Here is a 26,302-nt window from a genome sequence, read left to right as displayed (position 1 = left end):
ATGATAGGATTTGACCAATTCAAAATCGAACAGGATAAAGGAAACAGTGTGGAAGAAAAATGGTACGAGTCAAATGTGATGGAGACCATAAAGAGCTGGATTAAAATTCAGGATTTCAGTTATAAAGGATAATATAAATTATGAAAATGCTAGCCTCTATGCGAAGGCTAGCATTTTTGCTGGAAATTTGCTTTTTAAATTCAGTGGTCCTGCTTTTCCTACCTGGAACTTCTTCTGAAATAGGAAGCATCCCCCGTATCCGACAAGCCAAGCAATTTCTTTTGAATAGATAAGACGCCGAGATGGCTGATTGGAGAAACGTTCAGAAAAGGGCCTGATCCTATGTACCGAATTTTTTTCTGTTTTTGGTAGATAATTGTTTTTTCATCTTTCTTTGGAGAATCCAAGACTCTAGACCACCTGACCCAAGTATAACGCCGGATACAATGAAAATGAGCCCGATAAAATGTGCTGCGATAATCGATTCATTAAGAAAAATAACTGCGCCGAGAAGAGCAAAAAACGTATTCAGATTGAGAAAAATAGATGCTTCCGCCGGCCCAACCTGCCCAATGGAATAATTATAAACCATGTGCCCGATTCCGGTTGCAATCAGTGCTGAGAAAAGAAATAGACCCCATAAGAAAGGGGAAGTAACATTAGCAACAGCCGTTATCCCACCTGGCTCCTTCCATAAGCTGATGATAAAAAGTATAAAGGAGCCGATAATCAGCATATAGCCGGTTAACAGGCGCGGATCCATTGTTTCGGAGGCCCGTTTGATCAAAATAAAACTGAGTGCCTGTGAAATAATCGATAACATAATGTACACGTCTCCACCATTAATGGAATGAATGCCGCCGCTTCCGGCCAAAACCGTAAAGCTGACACCCACCCCTCCAAAGCCAAAGCCGATTAGCTGAATAAATGTTGGTTTTCTTCTTAAGAACACCATCGAAAAAACAACAGTTAAGAGCGGACCCATCCCTAAAATCAATCCAGTATTAGTAGCTGATGTTTTAACCAGCCCTTCTGCCAGAAAGTAATGATGGAAAACCACACTTAAAAAAGCGCCGCCAATCAAATATACCCACTCTGACCTTTTAGGAAGTCGTACGAGACGGAAAAACATGAGAATAATAAGAGCAGTTGAACCGGCAGTAAATATCCGCAAAGAAGTAATCGTAATTGGCATGAAATTCTCCACAACGATTTTTAGTGCAGAAACATTTAATCCCCAAACGACCATCACGAGAATAATGATGATGTATATTTTATTGAATTGCAATGGAATCGATCACCACCTGATATTTACATAATGTATGGTAGCTTATCATATTAGGTTGTATCCGTATAGGTTTGTACAAAAAGGAAAAGCTGCTAAACAGTATGGAAGCAATCTAAGTTTCCCGCCCAGCCAAATCTGCTAAATTGACAAATGAAGGATTCTAAATTAAGGTATTCGAATATGGTAATGATATTTTCAAGCGATTTAAAAAAGGAGGCTTTATTCATGCCACATCTTTTTTCTCCTTTAACCATCAAGGATATAACGTTACGCAACAGAATTGGGGTTGCTCCGATGTGCCAATATAGTGCAGCGGACGGCTTGCCAAGTGATTGGCACCTCGTACATCTGGGTACACGGGCTGTTGGCGGAGCAGGACTTGTGATTGCCGAAGCCACAGCAGTTGAACCGAGTGGGCGAATTTCGCCGGAAGATCTGGGCATTTATTCTGACAAACATACAGAGGCTTTTCAACGAATCACGCAGTTTATTAAAGACCAGGGAGCTGTTCCGGGGATTCAGCTGGCTCATGCCGGGAGAAAAGCGTCCACATATGCACCATGGAAGCAGAAGGATTTCGGTGTCAATGTTCCTGATGATCAAGGCGGATGGGAAGTTGCTGCCCCAAGTGCTATTCCTTTTTCTAAGAAAAATCGAACGCCAAAAGAATTGGTAACAGAAGACATTCATGAGATACAAGAATCTTTTCGCCAAGCAACAGCCAGAGCCAGGGAAGCAGGGTTCCAATGGGTTGAATTTCACGCGGCGCATGGTTATTTAGCACACAGTTTCTATTCACCTCTTAGCAATTATCGGAAAGATGAATATGGTGGCAGTTTTGAAAATCGAATTCGCTTCGTGATGGAAACGGTTCGGTTAATGCGCCAGGAATGGCCGGATAACCTCCCGTTTACTGTTCGCGTGTCCAGCACCGATTGGGCGGATGGGGGCTGGACGATAGAAGATTCTATCGAGTTGTCCAAACGTTTAAAAGTGGAAGGAGTGGACCTGATCGATTGCAGTTCCGGTGGAAATACGCCGAATCCGTCCATCGATGTTGGTCCGGGTTATCAAGTATCTTTCTCGGAAAAAATCCGCCATGCTGCGGACATTGCAACGGCCGGAGTAGGATTGATTACAGAAGGGATGCAGGCAGATGACCACATCCGCAACGGGCGTTGTGATATTGTGCTTATGGCAAGAGAAATGTTACGCGACCCATATTTTCCGCTTAAAGCAGCAATTGATATCCATCAGACAGAAAGCCTGGATACACCACCCCAGTATGAGCGCGGATGGAGAGTTTGAAACTAATTTTAGCGTTTTTATGAGAACAGTTGATACAAAGCAATGCACTTCAGACGAGGGGCATTGCTTTTTTGATGCAATAAATCATTGCTGAAAAAGGCAGAAATTTTAAACCGTTACCACGCTTCTTCTCTATACTGAGAAGGTGTTATACCTTCCTCCCGCTTAAAAACCCTTGCAAAGTAAGATGCATCCTCGTACCCGACACTCCAAGCTATTTCCTCAATCGAGATGGCTTCATTTTTCAGCAGATGTTTTGCTTTATTTATCCGTATCATTTGCTGATAACCTGTTATTGTCATGTTTGTTTCCTGTTTAAACTTCCTTGAGAGGTGGCTTGGGTGTGTAAAGCAGATGCTTGCAAGTTCATCCTTATCGATTTGCTTATCATAGAAACTGACGAGATATTCAATCACTCTTTGCGTTAGCTTTGAATAGTTGGTCAGTGCATTTGATACGATAAGATCAGTGTATTCCATTACCATATCATTATATAATTGCTGCAGTTTGGATAATTGATTCGTAAATTCTATTTCATTGGCAAATTTTTCAGAAACGCGATGAATCAGTATTGCTGGTACTTGCCTCCTTGTAGCAGCAGTGCGCAATAATGTGCTTAAAACAATCGCCAGGTTTTTCACCCTCCGAAGCGGCTGGTTTGGAAATCTTTCGGAAAAGGAAAAGAGCATATTGTTGGAAGATAAAAGCTCTATCGCTTTCGATTTTTGCCCGAGTTCAACTGCGTGTATGAGATCTGCTTCTATCCGGTATCTCACTTTTATAATTTCGACATCTTCGTTCCATTGAACCATTGCAGATTCTCTCTTATCCTTTCCATTGCCATTTACTGCGATAGTGATTGGCGTTGTATCTGTATCAATAAGTCTTTCGAATTGCTGAAGAATACTGCCGTAACTATTTATTTTATCTACCGTTAAAACTTGAATCTGGTTACAAAAACTTCTCAAATTCTCACTCTCATTGCTGCTGAGATGATATTTTCTGGAGAGACTGAACAAATTGGGAGTGAGGTCAAGATAAGGTCCAATGATAACTTTATAAGTTGCAGTGGTATAGCCAAGATAACGCAGTCCCCATTCATTTACATAGGAGTAAAAATGTTTATTTTGCATGTTCATCTGCTCGTGAAAATAAAGTATATCTTCCTCCTCCGCTCCTGGCAGGAAGCGCGGTATCGTAATTCTTTCGTGATGGAAGAGAATGTTTGCATTGTTGTCTAATACATAAGTGTTTAAATCTGTTGAATGATTTATTATCATGGCTGCAGATATAATTCTTGTTTGTTCCATAGTTATGTTCACCCCGTTGAATTTTTGGAAAGCGTTTCATGAAAACGCTATTATTATCCTTTAAATGTTAAATATGTCCTTATAATAATGTTACTTTTCTATTATGATAGAATCATGAAAACGATTGCAACTATGGAGGTCTAACAAATGGAAGATTTTAAATATGAAGAAGAAACAAAAGTAAATAATAAATTAGGCTTTAAGGAAAAACTCTCCTACGGGCTGGGTGATACAGCAAATAACTTAACATTCTCTATGGTCACAACGTATTTGCTGGTATTTTATACAGATGTTTTTGGTATCTCTGCGGCAGCGGTTGCTACTCTATTTCTAGTAGCTCGAATCTGGGATGCTATTAATGACCCGTTAATGGGATCAATTATTGACCGTTTTGGAAAAACTAATAAAAAAGGAAGATTCAGACCCTATATGAAATGGGCAGGAATACCGGTTGTAGTAATGGCGGTGCTAGTTTTCTTCACACCAGATCTTTCTGAATCTGGTAAACTGGTCTATGCCTATGTAACCTATATTTTATTCGGTATGGCATATACAGCTGTCAACATTCCGTATGGTTCATTGGCTTCCGTGATAACAAGGAATCCAGTTGACCGTTCGGCTTTGGCTTCGTTTCGTGGTCTAGGAGGACAAATTGGTGTGTTTTCCGTCGGGATTCTCGTTGTTCCGCTGGTAGCGTTATTTCCTTCTGAACAAATTGGATATCCTGCTGTTGTTGCGATATTTGGTGTCATAGCAGTAGTGCTTTATTATTTAACTTATAGAAATACAAAAGAACGTATTAAACCGGTCGATTCTGCGAAACCGGAAAAAATGAATATCCAAATGGTTACGAGAATCATGAAAAATGGCCCGTTTTTATCACTTTCATTTATGTCATTTTTCATTCTGATGGCCATGTTGATTAATCAATCGGTCGGACTTTATTTCTTTACTTATAATTTGGATAACCCATTTCTGTTTTCCGTATATAATATGTTAAATATTGTATCTGTTATCCTGTTGGTGGTTTTTATTCCAAAGCTTACCGCAAAGTTTGGCAAGAAAACATTAACATTAATAGGATTCGTAATAGGTGCCGGCGCAATGGCCTTGTTGTTCATTTTGCCTGCGACACCGGCTACTGTATTACCTCTTCTCTGGTTGGGGATGCTTGGGATCAATATTCCAAATATGCTTGTCTGGGCATTCATTTCCGATGTTATTGATTATGGTGAGTGGTCTTCAGGAATCAGACAGGAAGGTACAACCTATTCCCTCTACAGTTTTATGCGGAAATTGTCTCAGGCTGTAGCAGGGTTTGTAGGAGGAATTGGACTGAGTATCATCGGCTATGTTCCCAATGCTGTCCAGACACCTGATACGTTAATTGGAATAAAAGTAATGATGGTGTTAGTACCTGCAATCTCTTGTATTATTTGTTTTATCATATTTAAATACGGCTATAAACTGAATGATAAGATGTTTGAACAGATTAATGCTGACCTTGCTGCAAAAGAGCAATAATAGTACAAATGGGCGATTAACTTCTCGATGGGGCGGTTAATCGCTCTTTTTACAAGGTGAGAAACCAACATGGCGGCGTATAGCATGCTGTCACCATCTATTATGAAAACAGCTAATTTAACCAGAAGGCTGTTTTCTAAAAGATTAGGCCTGTGATTACTAGTCCCATCAAAAGATCTGAGACTGCGATTGCTCGTCCCACCAAATGCGATTACTCGTCCCATCAAAAGATCTGTTGCTTTTGACGTAAAAGATATAAAAGGCGAAGTAACTGCTATGTCGATTTCCGCAGCGGACCGTTGAGGGGACAACGCTTCAGCATCCTCGGAAGTAAAAATCACTTCCTGCGGGAAAGCGAAGACGATGAGACCCCACAGTGAGCGCCCGATAAATAGTTGGATTGTCGGGCGCTATTTTTTTTGCTATTATTTAAAAATGATGAGAAATAATGAAAGGTATATAATGAGGAGAACTATATATGAAAAAGATAAGGATTATAATATGTTTAAGTTTAATCGTCCTGCTAAGTGCCTGTACTGGAGGGGATGGCGAAGAGGTTCAACAGGAGAAAGCTGATGGTGCAAGAGATGAACTTGTACTCGCAATTGGTGGAGAGCCGGATGATGGCTTTGACCCGACAACAGGATGGGGACGCTATGGTTCACCGCTTTTCCAAAGTACTTTGCTCAAACAGGACCAGAACTTTGACATTCAAAATGATTTAGCCAAGAGTTATGAAGTAAGCGAGGACGGGTTGAAATGGACGGTTCGGCTTCGGGAAGATGTGAAGTTTTCAGACGGGGAGGAACTGACTGCAGCTGATGTGGTCTTCACCTTTGAAACAGCTGCCGACAGTGGGTCCATTATTGATTTAAGCAATATGGAAAAGGTTGAAAAAACAGCAGAAAATGAAGTTACATTCACATTGAAGGAACCTCAATCTACCTTCATCTATCTGCTGGTTACGACAGGAATTGTGCCGGAGCATGCTTATGACGATAATTATAATGAAAATCCAATTGGATCCGGGCCTTTTCAGTTGCAACAATGGGATAAGGGGCAACAGATTATTGTAACAGAAAATCCATACTATTATGGAGAATCACCGAATTTCTCTAAGCTGACATTTCTTTTCCTTTCCGAGGATGGCGCATATGCTGCAGCTCAGGCAGGTGAGGTGGATGTAGCATCTGTACCACCTGCATTTGCGAAAGATGATTTGGAAGGAATGAAGCTTATTGAACTGGAGAGTGTCGATAACAGAGGAATTATGTTTCCATACGTGCCAGAAGGAGAGGAAACGGCTGATGGTGCACCAATCGGGAATAATGTAACAGCTGACGTAACGATTCGAAAAGCGATAAATATAGCCATTAATCGTCAGGAGCTTGCTGATGGGGTCTTGGAGGGTTTTGGTACACCTGCTTATTCCGTTGCAGATCAGTTACCATGGTGGAATCCAGAAGTTGTGTTTGAAGATGGAAAAATGGAAGAAGCAAAACAGATGTTAGATGAAGCCGGATGGGTTGAAAATGATCAAGGTGTAAGAGAAAAAGATGGGATTGAAGCATCATTTACACTGCTTTATCCAGTTGATGATCAAATTCGCCAGTCTTTGTCCATGGCTTTTGCTGATATGATTAAACCGCTTGGCATCAATGTGAGTACAGAAGGGAAAAGCTGGAATGAATTAGACCGGTTAATGTATTCTCATCCTGTCATGATGGGGTGGGGAAGTCATGACCCACTTGAAATTTATAATTTATACAGTAGTAACACAAGAGGGATTGGATATTATAATGCGAATTACTACGCTAATTCTGTTGTAGACGAATATTTGAATAAAGCATTAAGCGCTACATCGGAGGAAGAAGCAAACAGCTACTGGAAAAAGGCACAATGGGACGGAGAAACTGGATTTTCCGCCAGAGGGGACGCCGCCTGGGCATGGTTGGTTAATCTTGAACATTTATACTTTGTTCATGAAGATCTGGAAATTGGGGAGCAAAAAGTTCAGCCACATGGGCATGGATGGCCAATTACAGATTTTATTGAACAGTGGCATTGGACCGATTAGTAAAAAGAAAGAAGGGTAGTCATTGCAGGTGAAATATATCGCTTTTTATATTGGAGGTAAATTAGTAAAGCTTGCACTATTATTAATAGCGATCAGCATACTATCCTTCACACTCATTAGTTTTTCCCCGGTTGACCCGGTACAATCCTATATTGGAGCGGATATGACACGTGTGAGTCCTGAGCAACGGGATAACATCGCTGCATATTGGGGATTGGATGAACCAAAAGTCCAACAATTTTTCAACTGGGGAAGCGCGATGCTGCAGGGGGATATGGGGACCTCTCTCATACACCGCAGTCCGGTTCGTGATGTAATTGCGGAACGTTTTATCGCCTCACTTGCCCTGATGGGTTTGGCCTGGGTACTCTCAGGCCTTTTTGGTTTTGTACTCGGAATTATTGCAGGGATGAAAGAAGGAACATGGTTGGACAAGTTGATCAAAGGCTATTGTTTTACACTTGCTTCAACCCCCGCGTTTTGGCTTGGCTTGTTATTATTGATGCTGTTTTCAGTGTGGCTAGGCTGGTTTCCAGTAGGACTTGGCACACCAGCAGGAGTTCTTGCTGAAGATGTAACAATTTCCGAGCGGCTACGGCACTTGTTCTTGCCTGCTTTAACATTAAGTATTGTTGGTATAGCCAATATAGCATTGCATACAAGACAAAAGCTTGTGGATGTCATGAATAGTGAGTATGTACGTTTTGCCAGGGCAAAAGGTGAGCATGGAGTCACATTGCTAATTCGCCATGGTTTGCGAAATATTTCCATGCCGGCTATTTCCGTTCATTTCGCCTCATTTGGCGAGCTTTTCGGTGGTGCTGTTTTGGCTGAGCAGGTATTTGCCTACCCAGGTCTGGGGCAGGCTGTTGTCCAGGCCGGGCTTGGTGGGGATGTTCCTTTATTATTAGGAATTGTTCTGTGCAGCACAATCTTTGTATTTACTGGTAATCTTATGGCAGATACTTTATATAGAGTTGTTGATCCTCGTATTAAAAGAGGTGAGTTCTAATGGGAGAGCATACAGGAAGAAAGCATCTTAGTATTAGACAGCGGACCATTGCTGTCAGTGCCATTGTGATTGTTTTACTTGCGGGAATGGTGGTTTCCGGACTTTTTATTGGTGAGAAAAGTCTGGGAGTGAATCTGGATGCAAGAAACGAGCGTCCTTCTATTACGAATCTGTTTGGAACAGATTGGCTTGGACGGGATATGCTTGCCCGGACCGTTAAGGGACTTACATTAAGTCTTTGTGTCGGCATACTGGCAGCATTTTCGAGTGCGATGATTGCGCTTATTCTCAGTTTACTTGCTTCCTGGAATAAAACAATGGATCGTTTTGTTACGGGTTTAATTGACCTATTTCTAAGCGTTCCACATATTGTATTGCTGCTATTAATCTCTTTTGCGATGGGGGGAGGGTTCACAGGGGTTGTTATTGGCCTGGCTCTCACACATTGGCCAAGTTTGACACGGATATTGCGCGCAGAAATGCTGCAGGTGAGAACAACTGAATATGTTGGTGTTTCACGTCAATTAGGAAAATCTAAGGCTTGGATTGCAAGACATCATCTGCTTCCACATCTCATACCACAGCTTTTCATTGGATTTATTCTATTGTTCCCGCATGCGATCCTTCATGAAGCAGCAATTACATTTTTAGGCTTTGGTTTGCCTGCAGAGCAGCCTGCAATTGGAATTATTTTATCTGAATCCATGAGCTATTTGTCAACAGGAATGTGGTGGCTGGCGTTTTTCCCAGGGCTGTCACTGTTGTTGATGGTTGTTATGTTTGATTTACTTGGTAAAAGCTTAAGCAGATTAATAGACCCGTTTCATGGACAGAAAGGATGAGGTGAGCATGATGATAACATCAGATAGAACACGGAATAATAGAATAAGCAAATCTCCTCTTCTGGAAGTGAAAGATTTTGCACTTTCTTTCCGTCAATATAAAAAGGGATTACGTGAAACCAATTTGCAAGTGATTCGTAAACTAAATATGACAATTTATGAGGGTGAAATTGTCGCAGTTATTGGGGCAAGCGGGTCAGGTAAAAGTCTGCTTGCAGATGCTGTGTTAGGTATACTACCTGAAAATGCGACCATTACTGGGGAATTGAGATATAAAGAAGAAATGCTTACAACCAAGAAACAGGAAATGTTGCGTGGCAGAGAAATTTCGCTAATTCCACAATCCGTCAATTCGCTAGACCCATTAATGAAAGCAGGAAAACAGGTGCAATCTGCAGTTCAAGGGAAAGACAAAAAAGATGTTCAGCGGGCTGTGTTTCGAAAATTAGGTCTGGGTCAAGAGTTAGAAAAACGCTATCCTTTTGAATTATCCGGTGGCATGGCGAGAAGGGTTTTGGCTGCAACAGCGATGGTAATTGATGCAAATTTAATAATTGCGGATGAACCAACGCCCGGGCTGGATCCGCAGGCAGTCCAGGAAACGGCCGCACATCTCAAAGAATTGGCTGCTGCAGGGAAAGGCATCATGTTTATAACCCATGATATTGCGACAGCACGAAAGATTGCAGATAAGGTTGTAGTTATGAATGAGGGCAGAACGATTGAAACTGCAGGGGTTGAGGCCTTCTCGGGAAAAGGTGAGAAATTGCAGGAGCCCTATACAAAGAAATTATGGGATGCATTACCGCAAAATCACTTTTTTTCAGGTAGTCCAACGAACTCAGAGGGGGAGCCTGAAACGGATGGCAAGATGCTTCAAGTGAAGGGAATCAGTTATCGTTATTCCAAAAATCCATATCTTTTTAAAAATGTGGATATAACAATAAAGCCCGGGGAAATTGTAGGCATGTTTGGATACAGCGGATCTGGTAAAACAACGATGTCAGAAATCATTGCCGGATATATCAAGGCAAAGGAAGGTACTGTTATAGTAAATGGGGAGACAGATTTTCGCACCATGGCACATCCGGTACAATTGATCTGGCAACATCCTGAAAAAGCAATTAACCCGAAATGGAAAATGGGAAAAGTGTTGGCAGAAGCTCAAGTGGCTGATAGAGAATTGCTGCAGGCGTTAGGAATTAGGGAAGAATGGCTAACAAGATATCCGAGTGAATTATCCGGAGGTGAACTGCAGCGGTTTTGTGTTGCACGTGTGTTTCATTCCCACACGAAATACATCATTGCTGATGAAATGACGACAATGCTTGATACCATTACACAGGCAGAGATATGGCAAGTGGTTTTAAAATTAGCTGAAGAGCGTAAGATTGGGGTGCTTGCTATCAGTCATGATTACGATTTGCTTCAGCGGATCAGTAATCGAACCATTGATTTTAAGAAGATTCGTAATGTCTGATTAAGAAAGAATTACACCATCGTATTCTTACAGTTTGGATTTCGCTATATACTGAAGCAAAGGAGGGTTCATGTGTATTTTCTCATTGCTTGTATAATTGGATATATTTTTGGCTGTATTCATGGCTCGCAGGTAGTAGGTATGTATAAGAAAGTGGATATTAAGAATGCAGGAGTGAAAAATGCCGGGGCATCGAATACAACAATATTGCTTGGCTGGAAATATGGAATTTTCGTTGCTCTTATTGATATTTTTAAGGGAACTTTAGCACTGTTATTGGTATTATTTATTTTAAATGAAAATGGAATTACTGGTGAGGCGCAACATCTGCTTGTGTATATAACGGCATTATTTGTTATTATAGGACATAATTACCCAATCACGATGAAGTTTAGCGGCGGGAAGGGGACGGCATCACTTGTCGGGACGCTGTTTGTAATTGACTGGAAAATAGCTGTGTTTGGAATTGGTATTTTACTTTTGTTTACAATTACGACAGATTACTTAGTTGTCGGTGTGTTATTTATGTATCTTTCCTTTCTAGTTACCACCGCTTTCTTTTTTGGAATGGAGCCGACAGTGATTGTTATTTTATTATCGATATTGAGTATTTGGAAACACATGGAAAACTACAAACGAATCTATAGAAAAGAAGAGACGAAACTATCAAGTATGTTCCGGAAAACGCCGGAGTAACAGGAGGGCATCATGCTGGATATTATTATATGGATTATCATTATTGCGTTATTTGTCGCAAGTTTTGCGGGAATCATCTTTCCAATTATTCCTTCTGTGTTTGTCTTATGGGGAGGGTTCCTTCTCTATCATTTCGTATTGAATTCACAGGAACTGAACGCATTTTTCTGGATAGCCATGTCTGTATTCACAGTTATCCTTGTAGTGGCGGATATCATTGCCAACAGTTATTTTGTGAAACGTTTCGGTGGAGGAAAATGGGGAGAACGAGGGGCTGCAGTGGCTGTGATTGTTGGATCATTCATTTATCCACCATTCGGTATCCTGATTGTTCCCTTCATTACGGTTCTGGTCATTGAAATGATTCAAAAGCGAACGGTTAAGGAAGCGTTTCGTGCATCCATTGGCTCATTGATTGGCTTTTTGGGCGGGGCTTTCGCAAAAGTGGTCGTGCAGTTTATTATGATTGTCTGGTTTTTTATTGTACTATTATTTTAGAAATAATTTTCGAAAAGAGGTAGTTCCAGATGAAGCATCCATCAAGACTAATCACAATTGCAGGTTCTGCTGCTGGAGGCAGTGCAGGAATTCAGGCAGATTTGAAAACATTTCAGGAACTGGACGCATATGGGATGAGTGTTGTTACTGCAATCGTAGGAAGACACCCGGAAACAGACAAAAATGTTCATCCACAGACCATCGAAGCAATCGAGGCACAATTTTCCACATTGCTGAAACAGGTTGGAGCAGATGGATTAAAGACAGGAATGCTGTTTTCGAAGGAAGTTATTGAAACGGTTGCGGGATTGATTAAGGAGACCAATATTCCAAATATAGTAGTAGACCCCGTGATGGTGGGGAAACTGGATTCGAAGCTGTTAGAAGATGATGCGATTGATATGTTGATTAACCAGCTAATCCCAATGGCAAAAGTCATTACCCCCAATGTGCCGGAAGCTTCGTTGTTATTGGGTGGCAAAGCTCTAAATAATGTTGACGATTTAAAGCAGGCAGCGATTGACCTTCATACACTGGGTGCGGATTATATTCTGGTAAAAGGCGGCAGACTGGAAGGTCCGGCAGTGGACGTTCTATATGATGGTGAAAGTCTGACAACATTTGAGGCCCCACGGATTGATACTGTGAATACAAGTGGTGCTGGATGTACGTATTCTGCAGCGATTGCAGCACATCTGGCGAAAGAAAAAACGATTGTGGAAGCGGTTCGACTAGCAAAACGTTTTGTAACGACAGCGATTGAACACAGCTTTTCCTATACGGATGCAGTTGGCCCGACCTATCATGCTGCGGAGCGAAAATTTGGCGCGGCTCATAAAATCAACGTGAATACATTCTAAATGGAAACGTTACGAGAACAATAGACTAAGTTGATTGCATCATTGCGAACGAGGAGAGTCATTTAGGGTCTCCTCGTTCTCATTCGCGAAGTATTATCTTCTCCAAACTGTTCATCCAAAAAATAAATAAATAACGTAAAGATCTGGCGTCAGATCGACATTTGATAAGTTGCAAAATGATATAAAGCATTTTAAATTAAAAGCGCTGTGTATAGAAAGGGGATTAACAATGTTCAGATGTGCATGGTGTATGAAGAAGATTGCTGAAGATCAACCATTATACGCAATAAATGTTAAGTTTGCCGAAGGGATTGATTACTCGGAAAAAGAAGGGGAAATTATCCAAATTTATTTAAACTCAAGGCATACCAGTGTCCCAATGATTGTCACAACGTCTGACTCCGAAGCTAAGAAACATGGACAAGACGGCCTATTTGCGATCTGCAGCGGGAAATGTGGTGAAAAAATGAAAACAACTCTTTCAAAAGAAATCGAGACTTTCAAAACTTTTTCAGATGCAGAATAGGAGAAAAGCCTTTCGCTTTGAGGAAAAAGGTATGTAATATTGATATGCCTTGACTTTGCCTTTGTATAGCATTATATTAAGAGATATAAACGAAACGCTGAAAAAGGATTAGTACATTGCAGTGTCTTTCAAAGAGAGGAAATGGCCGGTGTGAATTTCCGAAAGACTGAATTGGAACCTGCCTTTATAGTTCGCCATCGGAAAGGCAATATTTGCTGTAAGATGTGCGCGGTTCATAACCGTTATCAAGTAAAGTGTGCATGGCTTATTTTGTGTCTGCAAACAAGGGTGGTACCACCAAACCTCGGTCCCTTTACGGATGGAGGATTTTTTGTGTTCAAATAATAATTTTTATATAAAGAGGTGTTTTAGCTTGGGTAAGAAAAATAAGCAGTTTGTGGAGAACATTACCGCAATGGAAGATGATTTTGCGCAGTGGTATACAGATGTCGTTAAACAGGCGGAACTGGTTGATTATGGACAAGTCCGCGGAACAATGATTATTAAGCCGTATGGTTTTGCAATTTGGGAAAATATCCGCGAGGAATTAGACCGGAAATTTAAAGAAACAGGTCATTCCAATGTTGCATTCCCCTTATTCATTCCGGAAAGCCTTCTGCAAAAAGAGAAAGATCATGTCGAAGGGTTTGCACCGGAAGTAGCCTGGGTAACACATGGTGGAGACGAAGAATTAGCTGAACGGATAGCAGTCCGACCAACATCAGAAGTACTTTTCTGTGATTATTACTCCAAAAATATTCATTCCTATCGTGATTTGCCAATGCTCTATAACCAATGGACAAATGTTGTACGCTGGGAAAAAACAACACGCCCTTTCTTGCGTTCATCTGAATTTCATTGGCAGGAAGGACATACAGCACATGCGACAGACGAAGATGCAGCAGCAGAAACGGATCGAATGCTTGGTGTCTATGCAGATCTTGTGGAAAACTATTTAGCAATCCCTGTGTTAAAAGGACGCAAAACGGATAAAGAAAAATTCGCAGGTGCGAACTATACATTGACGATTGAGAGTTTAATGCATGATGGAAGAGCACTGCAATCCGGTACGTCCCATCATTTCGGAACAGGATTTGCAGAAGCCTTTGATATCACTTATTTGGATGAAAATGGAGAGAGCCAGTTTGTCCATCAAACATCGTGGGGACTTTCAACACGTATAATGGGCGGCCTAATCATGGTACATGGAGATAATCGGGGATTAGTTGTTCCTCCACGAGTTGCACCGACGCAGGCAATGATTGTTCCAATTGCCCAGCATAAAGAAGGCGTGCTGGATAAGGCATATGATTTACGTGATCAATTAAAAAACTTAATTCGTGTGGATATAGATGGTAGTGACAAAATGCCCGGATGGAAGTTTAATGAATATGAAATGAAAGGCATTCCTGTCCGTATAGAAATGGGACCGAAAGATATTGACAAAGAGCAGGTCGTACTTGTTCGCCGTGATACAGGTGAGAAGGAATTTGTAGCACAAAGCGAGGTTGAGGAACGGGTCCCTGCACTGTTGGAAGAAATTCAACAAAATCTATTTGATCGAGCATTGGCTCATCGTGAAGAGAAAACAACTGTTGCTAAGGACATGGAAGAGTTTAAACAAAACCTCAATCAAAATCAGGGATATATTAAGGCCATGTGGTGTGGGGATACAGGCTGTGAAGAAAAAATCAAGGAAGAAACGTCAGCAACATCACGCTGCATCCCATTTGAACAGGAAAGTGTTGCAGATACATGCGTATGCTGTGGCAAAGAAGCAAAAGAACTGGTTTATTGGGCAAAAGCATATTAATCATAGCTGAAAACGAGCGCGAGAATTGCGCTCGTTTTTTAGCATAAGGATTAGGTAAATGTTGAGGACTGTGGATCCTTAAAGTAGACCAAAGCTTTCAAACTGGAGTGTTTCAAGATTCAATCACTTTTTTTACATCTTTTTCGATACTTCCCGGTTTGGTCTGTGGTGCGTAGCGGTCGATGACTTCTCCTTGTTTGTTGATGAGAAACTTTGTAAAATTCCATTTTATTTGTTTGGAAAGTATCCCTTTCTGTTCATCAGTAAGGTATTTAAAAAGAGGGTGGGCATTATCGCCCTTTACATCAATTTTACTAAACATTGGAAAGGTGACACCGTAATTTTTTTGACAGAAATTCGATATTTCCCCGTCTGTTCCTGGATCTTGTTCATTGAATTGATTGCATGGAAATCCGAGAATTTCAAATCCTTGATCATTGTATTGTTCGTATAGTTTCTGCAAGCCTTCAAATTGTGGTGTAAATCCGCACTCGCTTGCTGTATTAACAATAAGAAGAACGTTTCCTTTGTAATCTTCCAAAGACTTTTCTTCTCCCTGCATGGTTTTAGCAGAAAAATTATAAATACCCATATGAAATGAGCCTCCTTTAATGAAAGGATAGCAAGGCCTCCTATTAATGTCAAAATATTTGGGCGATATTTCCGGCATTACCTTTATCTTTGTAAATCTCACTTTCTAATGTTGCTTCATCGCCCGAAAGTACACAAACATCGCCTCCAGCCTTCGCGTCATCGCCCGAATCAGCACAAACATCACCTGCAGCAATCGTGTCATCAGCCGAATGTGCATGAACATCGCCTCCAGCCTTCGCGTCATCGCCCGAATCAGCACAAACATCACCAGCAGCAATCGCGTCATCGCCCGAATGTGCATGAACATCACCAGCAGCAATCGTGTCATCAGCCGAATGTGCATGAACATCGCCAGCAGCAATCGCGTCATCACCCGAATGTGCATGAACATCGCCTCCAGCCTTCGCGTCATCACCCGAATCAGCACAAACATCGCCAGCAGCAATCGCGTCATCAGCCGAATGTGCGCAAACATCGCCAGCAGCAAACGCGTCATCGCCCGAATGTGCGCAATCATCGCCTCCAGCAATCGTGTCATCACCCTAATCAGCATGAACATCACCTCAGGCATCACGTCGCCTGAATCAGCACAAACATCGCCCTCAGCCTTCGTATCATCACCCGAATCAGCATAAACATCGCCATCAATCCCCCTTAATGAAAATAAAAAGACGACCCGCCAAGGTCGTCTTTTTATTATGCTTCCTGTTTCAATGTTTCTCCAAGATTTTCGAGTCTGCGCTCTACTTCTTCCTGTGATAATCCATGTTCTTTTACATACATGTTTCGTGGACTGACACGGCATTCATGTGTACAACCGCGCATATATTTATGCTCATTTTCTTCTGAGCTGATAATCTGTTTATTACAATCAGGGTTGGCACAATTTACATAGCGTTCACAAAGTTCACCATCAAAATAGTCTACGCCGACTACAACGTGGTCTTTTTGATTGATTGGTACAGAGATACGCTCGTCAAATACATAGCATCTGCCATCCCATAATTCCCCTTGAACTTCAGGATCTTTACCATATGTTACGATTCCCCCATGTAGCTGGGCGACATCTTCAAAGCCTTCTTTAACTAACCAGCCAGAGAATTTTTCACAACGGATACCACCTGTACAGTAGGTTAGAATCTTCTTGCCTTCAATCAGATGTTTGTTTTCCTGCACCCATTGCGGTAACTCGCGGAATGTCTCAATATCCGGACGTATTGCACCACGGAAATGTCCCAGATCGTATTCATAATCATTGCGGGCATCAAGGACAATTGTATCCTCATCCTGCATTGCCTCGAAGAATTCCTTTGGCTCCAGATACTGTCCTGTAGTTTTGTGTGGATTAATATCATCTTCCAGGCGAAGTGTTACTAATTCATTTCTTGGACGTACATGCATTTTCTTGAAAGCATGGCCATCGTGTGCGTCAATTTTAAATGTCATATCAGCAAAGCGTGGATCCTGATGCATTGCTTCCATGTATTTTTCAGTTTGCTCAACGGTCCCGGAAACTGTGCCATTGATACCTTCCTGAGCTACTAAAATTCGACCCTTCAATTCTAAGTCCTTGCAAAATTGAAGATGTTCAGCTGCATAGCTTTCGGGATCTTCAATTTGTACATAGTTGTAGTACAATAAAACCTGATAATTATCTTCCATTTTCTTTACCACCTATTCATTCATATATTTGCAAGATATAGAACGTATGGTAGTCGTATTCAATTTTATAATCTTGCAAGAAGATATTTTATCACGTTTTTGTCTTTTTTTCCAACCTCTCTTTTAACGTGTAATATTCCCCTGGTGTATCTCAATGAAGTTACTATTAATAAATGAAATTAAGCTTTCGATCGATATTGTAAATTATGCTTCTTCAGCGTTTCGTCTTTTCCAAACAAGAAATGTTTCTCCATATCCGGGGAGTATTTCGAATTTGGCGTTTCAACCCCTGCAGCTTCTGCTACTGCACGCAGCATTGCCGGGGAAGCACCACAGCATAACCCGATATAATTAACCCCGATGTTCTTAGCTTCCTTTGCCCATTCAGCCAATTCATATCGATTGTGATAAAGCGGGTCTAAAGCGGTGGGAAAAGTTGTCTCCAAAGGTAAATGACAGCTGCATCCTCCATCAGGCAAATTAAAAAATGTCGGATTTTCTTCAGTTGTGCGATACGGAATCGGCAGTGCACCGACATAGCCATCTACGTGATTTCGTATATCAGCTATGTAGGGCTGCATCGTCCGAGGGCCACGAAAACAATTCATTCCAACAACCAGTGCACCTTTTTCAGAAAGTATTTTACAGGATTCTTCGACCGTATATCCATCTCTTAGAACGTTTTCTCCCATTAAGCCTAATGTGATTACAGCAGGCAAATCCTGCTTTAAAATTTCTTCTAAGGCGATTTCAGCTTCTTCATGGTAATAAAAGGTTTCTCCATTAATGAAATCGACTTCTTCCTCCTTACACCATTTCACCATTTCAGCAAACATATTTCGTACTTTCTTTTTTGATTCATTGTCATTTGAATCAAATATATTAGTGTTTGATATATTCCCGGCAACCAGTGCTTCTTCCACTTTGTTTTCTTTTGCTACTTCTTTCGCTAAACGGATGGCTTCTCTGTTCAACGGTTCTAATAACTCTTCCTTACCGATGATACGCATTTTTTCTCTATGTGCGTTATACGTAAAAGCTAATACAACATCAGATCCGGCATTCATATAATCCCTATACGTTTGCTTAAGTGCTTCAGGGTTATCTAATGCTACTTCAGGCACGAATGATCCTGCCTGTAAATATCCCCTGCGTTCCAATTCAAATAAATAACCTTCTCCCACAATTACAGTTCCGTCTTTTAAACGATCTTCCAGCGTACGTTTCATTCTTTTTCCTCCTCCTAATTTTTTCTGAAGTGGCAAGCATGCAGATTTGGTCTTTCGCTGCATTTATCCAACAGGAAAGTTTTATACTTTCCTAAAACACAAAAAAACCTCTTCTTGAAAATAAGAAGAGGTTTGCCTGTGACTGTTCCCATCTTATCTTCAAGCATTACGCTTCTGGAATTGGCACAGTGCTCAAGACGAGTCTGTTGCCGAGGTATCTAAGGGCCAGTCCCTCCACCTCTCTGGATAAGAAAATTTCTTTAATATTTTATTAAGCTAAAATATACATGCAATTATACCAATTGTCAACGGGAAAATTGAATATTTTAAAAGTTTTTTGATTTTAATGAAGAACCTATGTATATATTGGAATTATGCAATTGATGAGGGATGTATTTTAATTTGAAAATAATTTGCTAAACGCTTGCATTTTATTTTAGAAAGAGGTAAAGTTAAAAGTAGCAAAAGGAAATTGAAGTTTGAATAATACTTTACGATCTCTTTAACAAGTGGTGTAAAAGTATTTATGATTCAATTATACTTTGCACGATATTTGTATAGGGAGGTCATTTAGATGACTGGTAAAGTAAAATGGTTTAATGCAGAAAAAGGTTTTGGCTTCATCGAGCGTGAAGATGGAGACGATGTATTCGTACACTTCTCAGCTATTCAGGCTGAAGGTTTCAAAACACTTGAAGAAGGTCAAGACGTAGAATTTGAAATCGTTGAAGGTAACCGCGGACCACAAGCAGCTAATGTAGTTCGTCTATAATAGAGTATTTTAGGAGGCTTATCTCATTTTTTGAGATAGGCCTTTTTTGCATATATGAACGTACATAATTTTGGCAGCGTATCAATTAGCTGACATGACATATATGTATATAAAGGAATTCCGCCTGCTATATCGAATATAATTACTAAAGTATTGTAAAGGGGTGCGCGCATGGTTTTATTTAACTGGAAAAAGGAAGCTGAAGAACAATGGGATAATCGGGCTGTTTCTTGGAATGAACGAAGCAGGAATATGTGGGATAATGGAAGCAGAAAAGATATTATTCCTTTTGTCCAAAAGCATATGAAAACGGGATGTGAAGTCCTTGATATTGGCTGTGGGGATGGCTATGGTACCTATAAATTGCATGAAGCAGGATACCATGCATCCGGGATGGATCTATCCAGTGAGATGATTGCACTGGCGAATGAACGGACAGTGAAAGAACCGATTCAGTTTACGCAGGGGGATGTGAGTGACCTGCCTTATGAAGACAATAGCTTCGATGGTATAATGGCAATCAATGTATTGGAATGGACGGCTTCTCCTGCTGAAGCTTTAAAAGAACTGAAACGTGTGGTCAATGATAATGGGTTCATTTGTGTTGGAATATTAGGACCGACAGCTGGTCCAAGGGTAAACAGCTACCCACGACTTCATGGCGAAAAGGCAATTTGCAATACAATGATGCCATGGGAATTCCAAAAACTTGCGGCAGAGGAACATCTTAAGTATGTTGATGGGTTTGGGGTATATAAAGAAAATCTCAGTGAAAGTCAATATAGCAGTCTCTCCGAGCAATTAAGACAGGCTTTGACATTTATGTGGATTTTTATGTTGCGAAAAGGTTGTGAATAGAATGGATAAGAAAGGAATGGAAAAACAGGTCATCGAAAGTTATCAAAATGATGAAAGAATGATGATTTTGGTTTATGCACAGTGGTGTATTAATAATAATCTTGAACCAGTGGCATTGTACGAACAAACATATCCTGGTCAATCGAAGAACAATGCGTTGAGAGAAATGCTCGAGCTTACGGTTTCCAAAAAAGAATCCGATGAAATGCCAGATCAGACAGTGTTGAATGTCCTACAGCTTTTTGGGAATGATGATCTCGCATTTACGGTACAATATGAAATAGAGAAACGGGAAAAGAAGGAATGATTTTTCCCGTTTCCCTTTTTACTACTGCTCAAAAAGTTTAATCAATGCTTGTGTACCACTATCATTTTCACCTTTTTCAGCAAGTTCTTTGTAAAGATCTAATGAAAGTGAGAGGCCTGGCGTTGATAGACCCATCTCCTGTGCAGATTCAAGAGCTATCGTCATGTCCTTAATAAAATGCTTCACATAAAATCCGGGAGCATAATCGTCTTTTAGCATACGGGGGCCGAGTTTTGACAATGAAAAGCTCCCTGCAGCTCCTGTTGTAATACTTTCCAATACACGCTCTGGTTCTAATCCTGCTTTCCTGGAATAGGAAATTGCTTCACAAACACCGATCATGTTAGAGGCAATCGTAATCTGGTTTGCTAATTTTGTATGTTGTCCAGCGCCTGCTTCGCCTTGTAAAATTATATTCTCACCAATAATGTCGAATATGGGTTTGACTTTGTCATATACGTCCTGCTCTCCGCCTACCATAATCGCTAATGTGCCATTTTTAGCCCCGACGTCCCCACCGGAAACAGGTGCATCCAATACATGGATATTTTTTTGCTTTGCCTGATTATATATGTTGATTGCTAAGGCTGGCTTTGATGTAGTCATGTCAATTACATAGGTTTCTGCCTTCGCGTTTTCTAAAATTCCGTTCTTTCCAAAATAGATTTCCTCTACATCTGCTGGGTAGCCGACCATTGTAATAATTACGTCAGACGATTGCGTGAGTTCTGTAACCGTGCTTTTCCACACTGCGCCATTTGTTAAAAGCTCCTCGGCTTTTCCTTTTGTCCGGGTATAAACAGAGATTGAATAACCAGCATTCTGCAAATTTGCCGCCATGCTTTTTCCCATTACTCCGGTTCCGATAAATCCGATTGTTGTATTACCTGCCAGCATTATTAAATCCTCCTTTATCTTCTCTCACTACATTCTTCGACAAAGCATAAGCAAATTCCTTGTTTTGAGGTTCCTCTTAAAAATGAAAAAAGGATGACATTCCCCATATTGACATGATTTGGGAGCTTCATTAAAGAATCATTATACAGCTTTTACACATAGTATGATTAGTACATTTTAAAACTTTTGGAGGATGATCATAATGATCACAGCCGATCAAATAGCACAATGTAAAGCTGCATTAATGGAGAGACAAACAGAATTAATTGATCATGTGCAAGATCATTTTGGCACAACGCTTGAACTGGTAAAAGAATCAATGGGGGAACTGTCAAACTACGATAATCACCCGGGTGATCATGGTACAGAGCTGTATGAAAGAGAAAAGGATATTGCATTAAACGATCATGCCGAAAAGGAATTGGAAGAAATAAATGAAGCACTGCATGCAATCGCAGAAGGGACCTATGGAATCTGCTCTAAATGTGGGCAGGACATACCTTTCGATCGATTAGTTGCTGTCCCTACGACAGATCGATGTGTTGAACATGCGAGCAATAATATATTCGAGAGTAGCCGTACAGTTGAAGAAGAAGTATTCAGCCCCAACATTAATCCGGATGAAGTTACCGATGAAAATCAGGTGGGGTATGATGCGGAAGATACCTGGCAGGAAGTAAGCCGGTATGGGACATCCGAATCACCATCTGACTTTTATGGGGATCGAGATAATTATGATGAGATGTATCCAAACAGTGATGAGAATGTCGGTGATGTTGAAGATGTGGAAGGCTTTTTGTCGTCAGATATTGATGGTAAATATAATGGTGTAACACCGAACCATAATAAGTATGAAGATGAATCTTTTGACTAGTTCACTCCGTATCACTTAATAAGGGAGTGATTGGATTGAATGAAAATAAAGGATGCTTAAAATGTGGAAGCACTAATGCAGATACCAAAGAAGTGGCGATGACCGGAACTGGGTTATCAAAAATGTTTGATGTCCAAAAGAATCAATTTATCGTTGTATTTTGTAAGGACTGTGGATACAGTGAATTTTACAATAAGCAAAGCTCTTCCGGGAGTAATATTTTTGATTTGTTTTTCGGTTAAACAGAAAGACTCCTTCACAGAAGCAATTGTGCTTTGAAGGAGTCTTTCTTAAATAATCGTTTGTGTTTATGCCTGGGGCTGTTCCTGCTCTTGCGCCTGCAATTCTAAGTTTGTAGTCTCCTGGCTGCCGTCGCGGTAGTATTCGATTTCTACTTCTTCGCCAATTGATGCTTCAGAATATAGAAATTGTCTTAATTCCAAAATAGATGTAACTTCATTTCCGTTTATTTTTGTAATTACATCAAATTGTTGTAAATTTGCTTCATCTGCTGCTGATCCTGATTCAACTTGGGCGATAACCATTCCACCTTCCACTTCTTTCGGTAAGTTGATTTCATATTGAACCTGTGGGGGAACTTGATTTAATGACGCAGTTGATATTCCGATAAGTGGTCTTACGATTTCACCATTTGTTTCCAAATCTTCTATAATTGGCAGCGCCTCATCAATTGGAATGGCGAAACCGATTCCTTCCACTTCCTGTCGTGCTACCTTCATTGAGTTAATCCCAATGACTTCACCTTCTGCATTGACTAATGCACCACCGCTATTACCAGGGTTAATAGCTGCATCTGTCTGGATTACTTCTGTCACCCAATCGGGCTGTCCATCGCTATTTGTATCAACACTGACGGATCGATTGAGTCCACTGATAATTCCCTGTGTTACCGAGTTGGCAAATTCCATACCTAATGGATTTCCAACAGCCATTACAGATTCACCGACTTGTAAATCGGCTGACGATCCAAGGTTTGCTACAGTATCTATGTTCTCACCGTTAATTTCCAGAACAGCTAAATCTGTTAATTCATCTGTTCCCAAAACTGTTGCCTTAATTTGTTCATCATCATTTAAAACGACTTCCACTTCCTCGGCATCTGCGACTACATGTTGGTTTGTTACTACATATGCTTTACCATCCGCTTTTTTATAGATAATTCCGGACCCGGATCCGGCTGCTTGGCTTTCTGTCCATACACTCTGCTGCTGAAGATTGGTAACACCTACTACCGCTTCAGAGGTTTCACTGATATTGGACGCAATGTCGGCATTATTTGTGGACATTGTTTCAACAACTTGAGAACCTGTGTCTTCTTCCCCTGATGTCTGGTTAGTTTCAGTTGAATTATCAATATTATCAATCGGTATAATATTGTAGGCGACTAGCATAACCACGGCAACTGCAGAGATTATTCCGCCAATAAGGCCACCTGCCAAGGCACTGACACCAGTCTTACTATTTTTTGATGGCTTATTTGGAGGTGAATTAGTGGAAGCGGTATTTTTTCCAGCTGGCTGCTCCGCCGTTTCAGAGTTTTCCTCCTCATCTTGTGACTGATTTACTGAATTATCATCATTCATTGCGTTATATTCCACCTCATGATTTTCATTATTGTTATATAAATTGTTATCTTTGTTGTCACTCACTGGTTAATCATCCTTTCGTTTGCTTTGCTGTAGTTTTATTATATAAAGTTGTATTGGGAGAGATTTGGAACAATTGTGGAAAAAATGTGTAAAAAAATTATGTTAAAATGTAAATGAATAACAGGTGAGGTGATGAGCCAATGAGCAAATATATAGGGGTCGTGGAAGATGACAAGAATATACAAAACATTGTTTCTGCATATTTAAAAAAGGAAGGGTATACGATTACGGTCTTGGAATCTGCAGAAAAAGCGTGGGAAGTATGGGAAAAGAATCCCCCGGATATGTGGATCTTAGATATTATGCTACCTGGGATGGACGGCTATGAATTTTGCAGAAAAATTCGCATGGAAAGTGATGTGCCAATCATTATCATTTCAGCGAAGGATGAAGAAATTGATAAAATTCTGGGGCTGGAGCTGGGTGGAGATGATTATTTAACAAAACCTTTCAGTCCAAGGGAATTAATCGCCCGTGTGAAGCGCTTATTTAAGCGTGTGCGTCCGGTCGTTACGGAGGAGAACGGCATTGCGAAAGATAAAGTGAAAGTGGGCAAGCTGTTAATTCATAAAAACGATAGACGACTCTTCTGGAATGGAGAAGAACAGGAAGTTACAACAAAAGAATTTGATCTATTGTTATTGTTTGCTGAAAATACGAATCATGCGTTCTCACGGGAAGACTTGCTCGTAAAAATATGGGGTGATGACTACTTCGGAAGTGACCGGGCAGTGGATGATTTAGTCAAGCGAATTCGTAAAAAAATTGAAGCTATACCTTTGGAAACGGTTTGGGGCTATGGGTATCGGCTGCGAAAAGAAGAGGATTAATTCATGAAACTTCAACACCAGCTGAATATTGCATTTACTGCATTGCTAATTATAATCTTGGGAGTAGCAAGTTATGTGATATACTCACTCATTCTGGATTTACTGATTCAGGATGAACAACGGCAATTGGAGCAAAGCGGTGAAATTATTGTAAATGTATTAGCGGATCAGTATGGAAGTTTGAATATCCAACAATTTAACGAAGTATTGGAGGCTCAGGATTTACAGCTCTTTCTATATGACCGGAATGAGGATGCTATACTCTTTTCGACGATGTCAAATCCGGTCACAGAAGGAATTTTCCAAAACAATGATTTCTCAAACGATAGTGAAATGCTTTGGGAATTTGGAGATAATAATTTCGTAACATCAAGAATTTTATTTTATCCGGAGACATTGGGACTTGAATTGATATTATTAACACCAATGAGTGATATCTCGGCAGTTCAGCAGGATTTTGTCTTTCTTATAATCATTGTCTTTTTGGTTGGTGCTGCAGTAGCCGTACTGCTGAGCTATTTTCTAACAAATAAATTGGTAACCCCACTGTCGCAATTAAAACGGCAATTGAAAAAGATTGAAAAACGGCAATTCAGTGATGTTAAGCGCGTTAAAGCAAGTGGGGAAATTAAAGAAGTTGAGCAAAGCGTATACGATATGGCTCAGGAGCTTCAACGGTACATGAACTCCCAGCAGGCCTTTTTCCAAAATGCAAGCCACGAACTGAAAACGCCGCTTATGACGATTCAGGGCTATGCAGAAGGGATAAAGGATGGAATTTTCGATGAAACAGATACAGAAAAAGGCCTGGAAGTCATGGTGACAGAAGTGAATCGACTGAAAAAAATTATCAATGAGATGATATTGCTTGCGAAATTGGATAGTAAGCCAGATGTATATGAAGCAGATGAGGTAGATCTCACCACCTTAATTGATCAAGTAGCAGATCGCGCACTGCCGGTTTTAAATGAGCAGCAAATCGAACTGTATCATCATGTGGAAGGTGATCTTACGCTTGTCGCGGATGAAGAAAAATTATTAAGGGCACTGCTCAATTTAGTGTTTAATGGCATCCGTCATGCAAAATCCCAGGTTCAAATCACAGTTTATCATGAGAGTAAGGTAACGGCTATTACGGTGGAAGATGATGGGGATGGCGTTGGAGATGACCTGATTCCGCATATTTTTCATCGGTTTGTAAAAGGTAAAAGTGGGGAAACTGGTTTAGGATTGGCCATTGCACGTGCAATTGTAGAACAGTCCGGTGGGAAAATAAGACTTGTAAAAGGAAAGCTTGGCGGAGCAAAATTTGAAATTATATTTCCAGATTAAGATACTTATTTGTATCTTTTGGTGGATTATGATATAATTTTAT

27 protein-coding genes, 1 riboswitch and 1 other annotated feature are annotated in these 26,302 nt (G+C 40.6%); of the genes, 19 read left to right on the top strand and 8 right to left on the bottom strand.

From position 1 onward, the window contains the following. A complete protein-coding gene (locus ACZ427_RS14995) occupies positions 1 to 132 on the top strand; it encodes a hypothetical protein (protein ID WP_461176890.1) in 132 nt (43 codons plus the stop codon). Between the two features lie 208 nt (positions 133 to 340). Here the strand turns inward: ACZ427_RS14995 and ACZ427_RS14990 are convergent, their stop codons facing one another. After that, on the bottom strand, positions 341 to 1,288 hold the full coding sequence (locus ACZ427_RS14990) for a DMT family transporter (RefSeq protein ID WP_461176889.1): 948 nt from the start codon (positions 1,286 to 1,288) through the stop codon (positions 341 to 343). A 225-nt stretch (positions 1,289 to 1,513) separates the two neighbouring features. Here ACZ427_RS14990 and ACZ427_RS14985 point away from each other — a divergent pair, with 225 nt between their 5' ends. Then, the gene (locus ACZ427_RS14985; protein ID WP_461176888.1) at positions 1,514 to 2,596 is read left to right on the top strand and encodes an NADH:flavin oxidoreductase/NADH oxidase; all 1,083 of its coding nucleotides are present in this window, start codon (positions 1,514 to 1,516) and stop codon (positions 2,594 to 2,596) included. 116 nt (positions 2,597 to 2,712) lie between these two features. Here ACZ427_RS14985 and ACZ427_RS14980 read toward each other — a convergent pair whose 3' ends face one another. Then, entirely contained in the window at positions 2,713 to 3,906 is a 1,194-nt protein-coding gene (locus ACZ427_RS14980) for a helix-turn-helix transcriptional regulator (protein WP_461176887.1), read from the bottom strand. Between the two features lie 147 nt (positions 3,907 to 4,053). On the opposite strand from ACZ427_RS14980, the gene ACZ427_RS14975 reads away from it, so the two are divergent. The 10 genes from ACZ427_RS14975 (at position 4,054) to proS (ending at position 15,234) form a co-directional block, all read left to right on the top strand. Then, entirely contained in the window at positions 4,054 to 5,430 is a 1,377-nt protein-coding gene (locus ACZ427_RS14975; protein WP_461176886.1) for a glycoside-pentoside-hexuronide (GPH):cation symporter, read from the top strand. A 478-nt stretch (positions 5,431 to 5,908) separates the two neighbouring features. Then, on the top strand, positions 5,909 to 7,507 hold the full coding sequence (locus ACZ427_RS14970) for an ABC transporter substrate-binding protein (RefSeq protein ID WP_461176885.1): 1,599 nt from the start codon (positions 5,909 to 5,911) through the stop codon (positions 7,505 to 7,507). A gap of 22 nt (positions 7,508 to 7,529) precedes the next feature. Further along, positions 7,530 to 8,519 carry an ABC transporter permease gene (locus ACZ427_RS14965; RefSeq protein ID WP_461176884.1) on the top strand — a complete coding sequence of 330 codons (990 nt, stop codon included), beginning with the start codon at positions 7,530 to 7,532 and terminating at the stop codon, positions 8,517 to 8,519. Continuing rightward, entirely contained in the window at positions 8,519 to 9,361 is an 843-nt protein-coding gene (locus ACZ427_RS14960) for an ABC transporter permease (protein WP_461176883.1), read from the top strand. The genes ACZ427_RS14965 and ACZ427_RS14960 overlap by 1 nt, the downstream gene beginning before the upstream one ends. 7 nt (positions 9,362 to 9,368) lie before the next feature. Then, positions 9,369 to 10,841, top strand: a complete 1,473-nt coding sequence (locus ACZ427_RS14955; RefSeq protein ID WP_461176882.1) for an ABC transporter ATP-binding protein — start codon at positions 9,369 to 9,371, stop codon at positions 10,839 to 10,841. Between the two features lie 72 nt (positions 10,842 to 10,913). Beyond that, positions 10,914 to 11,537, top strand: a complete 624-nt coding sequence (locus tag ACZ427_RS14950) for a glycerol-3-phosphate acyltransferase (RefSeq protein WP_461176881.1) — start codon at positions 10,914 to 10,916, stop codon at positions 11,535 to 11,537. 12 nt (positions 11,538 to 11,549) lie between these two features. Then, on the top strand, positions 11,550 to 12,035 hold the full coding sequence (locus ACZ427_RS14945; RefSeq protein ID WP_461176880.1) for a DUF456 domain-containing protein: 486 nt from the start codon (positions 11,550 to 11,552) through the stop codon (positions 12,033 to 12,035). A gap of 29 nt (positions 12,036 to 12,064) precedes the next feature. Further along, entirely contained in the window at positions 12,065 to 12,895 is an 831-nt protein-coding gene (gene thiD, locus ACZ427_RS14940; RefSeq protein WP_461176879.1) for a bifunctional hydroxymethylpyrimidine kinase/phosphomethylpyrimidine kinase, read from the top strand. Between the two features lie 250 nt (positions 12,896 to 13,145). Then, entirely contained in the window at positions 13,146 to 13,421 is a 276-nt protein-coding gene (locus ACZ427_RS14935) for a hypothetical protein (RefSeq protein WP_461176878.1), read from the top strand. An 88-nt stretch (positions 13,422 to 13,509) separates the two neighbouring features. Further along, positions 13,510 to 13,737: a binding site (T-box leader), on the top strand. A gap of 57 nt (positions 13,738 to 13,794) precedes the next feature. Then, entirely contained in the window at positions 13,795 to 15,234 is a 1,440-nt protein-coding gene (proS, locus tag ACZ427_RS14930) for a proline--tRNA ligase (protein WP_461176877.1), read from the top strand. A 112-nt stretch (positions 15,235 to 15,346) separates the two neighbouring features. On the opposite strand, the gene ACZ427_RS14925 is transcribed toward proS, so the two are convergent. The 4 genes from ACZ427_RS14925 to ACZ427_RS14910 all read right to left on the bottom strand — a co-directional run bounded on the left by ACZ427_RS14925 (position 15,347) and on the right by ACZ427_RS14910 (position 18,719). Further along, positions 15,347 to 15,826 carry a glutathione peroxidase gene (locus tag ACZ427_RS14925; protein WP_461176876.1) on the bottom strand — a complete coding sequence of 160 codons (480 nt, stop codon included), beginning with the start codon at positions 15,824 to 15,826 and terminating at the stop codon, positions 15,347 to 15,349. A gap of 105 nt (positions 15,827 to 15,931) precedes the next feature. Continuing rightward, positions 15,932 to 16,633 (bottom strand): hypothetical protein, encoded by a 702-nt coding sequence (locus tag ACZ427_RS14920; protein ID WP_461176875.1) that lies wholly within the window; start codon positions 16,631 to 16,633, stop codon positions 15,932 to 15,934. After that, a complete protein-coding gene (trhO, locus tag ACZ427_RS14915) occupies positions 16,525 to 17,490 on the bottom strand; it encodes an oxygen-dependent tRNA uridine(34) hydroxylase TrhO (protein ID WP_461176874.1) in 966 nt (321 codons plus the stop codon). The genes ACZ427_RS14920 and trhO overlap by 109 nt, the downstream gene beginning before the upstream one ends. Positions 17,491 to 17,669: 179 nt before the next feature. Beyond that, on the bottom strand, positions 17,670 to 18,719 hold the full coding sequence (locus ACZ427_RS14910) for a homocysteine S-methyltransferase family protein (protein ID WP_461176873.1): 1,050 nt from the start codon (positions 18,717 to 18,719) through the stop codon (positions 17,670 to 17,672). A 150-nt stretch (positions 18,720 to 18,869) separates the two neighbouring features. Next, a riboswitch (SAM riboswitch) is annotated at positions 18,870 to 18,972 on the bottom strand. Positions 18,973 to 19,293: 321 nt separating this feature from the next. Here ACZ427_RS14910 and ACZ427_RS14905 point away from each other — a divergent pair. The 3 genes from ACZ427_RS14905 to ACZ427_RS14895 all read left to right on the top strand — a co-directional run bounded on the left by ACZ427_RS14905 (position 19,294) and on the right by ACZ427_RS14895 (position 20,656). After that, positions 19,294 to 19,491, top strand: coding sequence for a cold shock domain-containing protein (locus ACZ427_RS14905; RefSeq protein ID WP_017795660.1), 198 nt, complete (start codon positions 19,294 to 19,296; stop codon positions 19,489 to 19,491). A gap of 171 nt (positions 19,492 to 19,662) precedes the next feature. Beyond that, the gene (locus ACZ427_RS14900) at positions 19,663 to 20,349 is read left to right on the top strand and encodes a class I SAM-dependent methyltransferase (protein ID WP_461176872.1); all 687 of its coding nucleotides are present in this window, start codon (positions 19,663 to 19,665) and stop codon (positions 20,347 to 20,349) included. A gap of 1 nt (position 20,350) precedes the next feature. Beyond that, entirely contained in the window at positions 20,351 to 20,656 is a 306-nt protein-coding gene (locus ACZ427_RS14895; RefSeq protein WP_461176871.1) for a hypothetical protein, read from the top strand. A 21-nt stretch (positions 20,657 to 20,677) separates the two neighbouring features. Here the strand turns inward: ACZ427_RS14895 and ACZ427_RS14890 are convergent, their stop codons facing one another. Further along, entirely contained in the window at positions 20,678 to 21,553 is an 876-nt protein-coding gene (locus ACZ427_RS14890; protein ID WP_461176870.1) for an NAD(P)-dependent oxidoreductase, read from the bottom strand. Between the two features lie 202 nt (positions 21,554 to 21,755). Between ACZ427_RS14890 and ACZ427_RS14885 the strand changes: the two genes are divergently transcribed. After that, the gene (locus ACZ427_RS14885; RefSeq protein WP_461176869.1) at positions 21,756 to 22,427 is read left to right on the top strand and encodes a TraR/DksA C4-type zinc finger protein; all 672 of its coding nucleotides are present in this window, start codon (positions 21,756 to 21,758) and stop codon (positions 22,425 to 22,427) included. A gap of 35 nt (positions 22,428 to 22,462) precedes the next feature. Next, positions 22,463 to 22,669, top strand: coding sequence for a zinc ribbon domain-containing protein (locus ACZ427_RS14880; protein ID WP_461176868.1), 207 nt, complete (start codon positions 22,463 to 22,465; stop codon positions 22,667 to 22,669). A 66-nt stretch (positions 22,670 to 22,735) separates the two neighbouring features. Here the strand turns inward: ACZ427_RS14880 and ACZ427_RS14875 are convergent, their stop codons facing one another. Beyond that, complete coding sequence (locus tag ACZ427_RS14875) at positions 22,736 to 24,097, bottom strand: S1C family serine protease (RefSeq protein ID WP_461176867.1); 1,362 nt, start codon at positions 24,095 to 24,097, stop codon at positions 22,736 to 22,738. A 140-nt stretch (positions 24,098 to 24,237) separates the two neighbouring features. On the opposite strand from ACZ427_RS14875, the gene ACZ427_RS14870 reads away from it, so the two are divergent. Both ACZ427_RS14870 and ACZ427_RS14865 read left to right on the top strand, forming a co-directional pair. Further along, positions 24,238 to 24,927, top strand: coding sequence for a response regulator transcription factor (locus ACZ427_RS14870; protein WP_461176866.1), 690 nt, complete (start codon positions 24,238 to 24,240; stop codon positions 24,925 to 24,927). 3 nt (positions 24,928 to 24,930) lie between these two features. Beyond that, on the top strand, positions 24,931 to 26,259 hold the full coding sequence (locus ACZ427_RS14865) for a sensor histidine kinase (RefSeq protein ID WP_461176865.1): 1,329 nt from the start codon (positions 24,931 to 24,933) through the stop codon (positions 26,257 to 26,259). The last annotated feature ends 43 nt before the right edge of the window (positions 26,260 to 26,302 follow it).

The organism is Virgibacillus ainsalahensis (assembly GCF_055380755.1).
This window is presented reverse-complemented; position numbering and strand designations above follow the sequence as displayed.

Excerpts from the sequence above, each read along its gene's own strand:
- ACZ427_RS14995 (WP_461176890.1), top strand. The coding sequence starts at position 1 with ATGATAGGATTTGACCAATTCAAAATCGAACAGGATAAAGGAAACAGT.
- ACZ427_RS14985 (WP_461176888.1), top strand. The coding sequence starts at position 1,514 with ATGCCACATCTTTTTTCTCCTTTAACCATCAAGGATATAACGTTACGC.
- ACZ427_RS14980 (WP_461176887.1), bottom strand. The coding sequence starts at position 3,906 with ATGGAACAAACAAGAATTATATCTGCAGCCATGATAATAAATCATTCA.
- ACZ427_RS14975 (WP_461176886.1), top strand. The coding sequence starts at position 4,054 with ATGGAAGATTTTAAATATGAAGAAGAAACAAAAGTAAATAATAAATTA.
- ACZ427_RS14970 (WP_461176885.1), top strand. The coding sequence starts at position 5,909 with ATGAAAAAGATAAGGATTATAATATGTTTAAGTTTAATCGTCCTGCTA.
- ACZ427_RS14960 (WP_461176883.1), top strand. The coding sequence starts at position 8,519 with ATGGGAGAGCATACAGGAAGAAAGCATCTTAGTATTAGACAGCGGACC.
- ACZ427_RS14955 (WP_461176882.1), top strand. The coding sequence starts at position 9,369 with ATGATGATAACATCAGATAGAACACGGAATAATAGAATAAGCAAATCT.
- ACZ427_RS14945 (WP_461176880.1), top strand. The coding sequence starts at position 11,550 with ATGCTGGATATTATTATATGGATTATCATTATTGCGTTATTTGTCGCA.
- thiD (WP_461176879.1), top strand. The coding sequence starts at position 12,065 with ATGAAGCATCCATCAAGACTAATCACAATTGCAGGTTCTGCTGCTGGA.
- ACZ427_RS14935 (WP_461176878.1), top strand. The coding sequence starts at position 13,146 with ATGAAGAAGATTGCTGAAGATCAACCATTATACGCAATAAATGTTAAG.
- ACZ427_RS14925 (WP_461176876.1), bottom strand. The coding sequence starts at position 15,826 with ATGGGTATTTATAATTTTTCTGCTAAAACCATGCAGGGAGAAGAAAAG.
- ACZ427_RS14920 (WP_461176875.1), bottom strand. The coding sequence starts at position 16,633 with ATGCCGTGTCAGTCCACGAAACATGTATGTAAAAGAACATGGATTATC.
- trhO (WP_461176874.1), bottom strand. The coding sequence starts at position 17,490 with ATGGAAGATAATTATCAGGTTTTATTGTACTACAACTATGTACAAATT.
- ACZ427_RS14910 (WP_461176873.1), bottom strand. The coding sequence starts at position 18,719 with ATGAAACGTACGCTGGAAGATCGTTTAAAAGACGGAACTGTAATTGTG.
- ACZ427_RS14905 (WP_017795660.1), top strand. The coding sequence starts at position 19,294 with ATGACTGGTAAAGTAAAATGGTTTAATGCAGAAAAAGGTTTTGGCTTC.
- ACZ427_RS14900 (WP_461176872.1), top strand. The coding sequence starts at position 19,663 with ATGGTTTTATTTAACTGGAAAAAGGAAGCTGAAGAACAATGGGATAAT.
- ACZ427_RS14895 (WP_461176871.1), top strand. The coding sequence starts at position 20,351 with ATGGATAAGAAAGGAATGGAAAAACAGGTCATCGAAAGTTATCAAAAT.
- ACZ427_RS14890 (WP_461176870.1), bottom strand. The coding sequence starts at position 21,553 with ATGCTGGCAGGTAATACAACAATCGGATTTATCGGAACCGGAGTAATG.
- ACZ427_RS14885 (WP_461176869.1), top strand. The coding sequence starts at position 21,756 with ATGATCACAGCCGATCAAATAGCACAATGTAAAGCTGCATTAATGGAG.
- ACZ427_RS14870 (WP_461176866.1), top strand. The coding sequence starts at position 24,238 with ATGAGCAAATATATAGGGGTCGTGGAAGATGACAAGAATATACAAAAC.
- ACZ427_RS14865 (WP_461176865.1), top strand. The coding sequence starts at position 24,931 with ATGAAACTTCAACACCAGCTGAATATTGCATTTACTGCATTGCTAATT.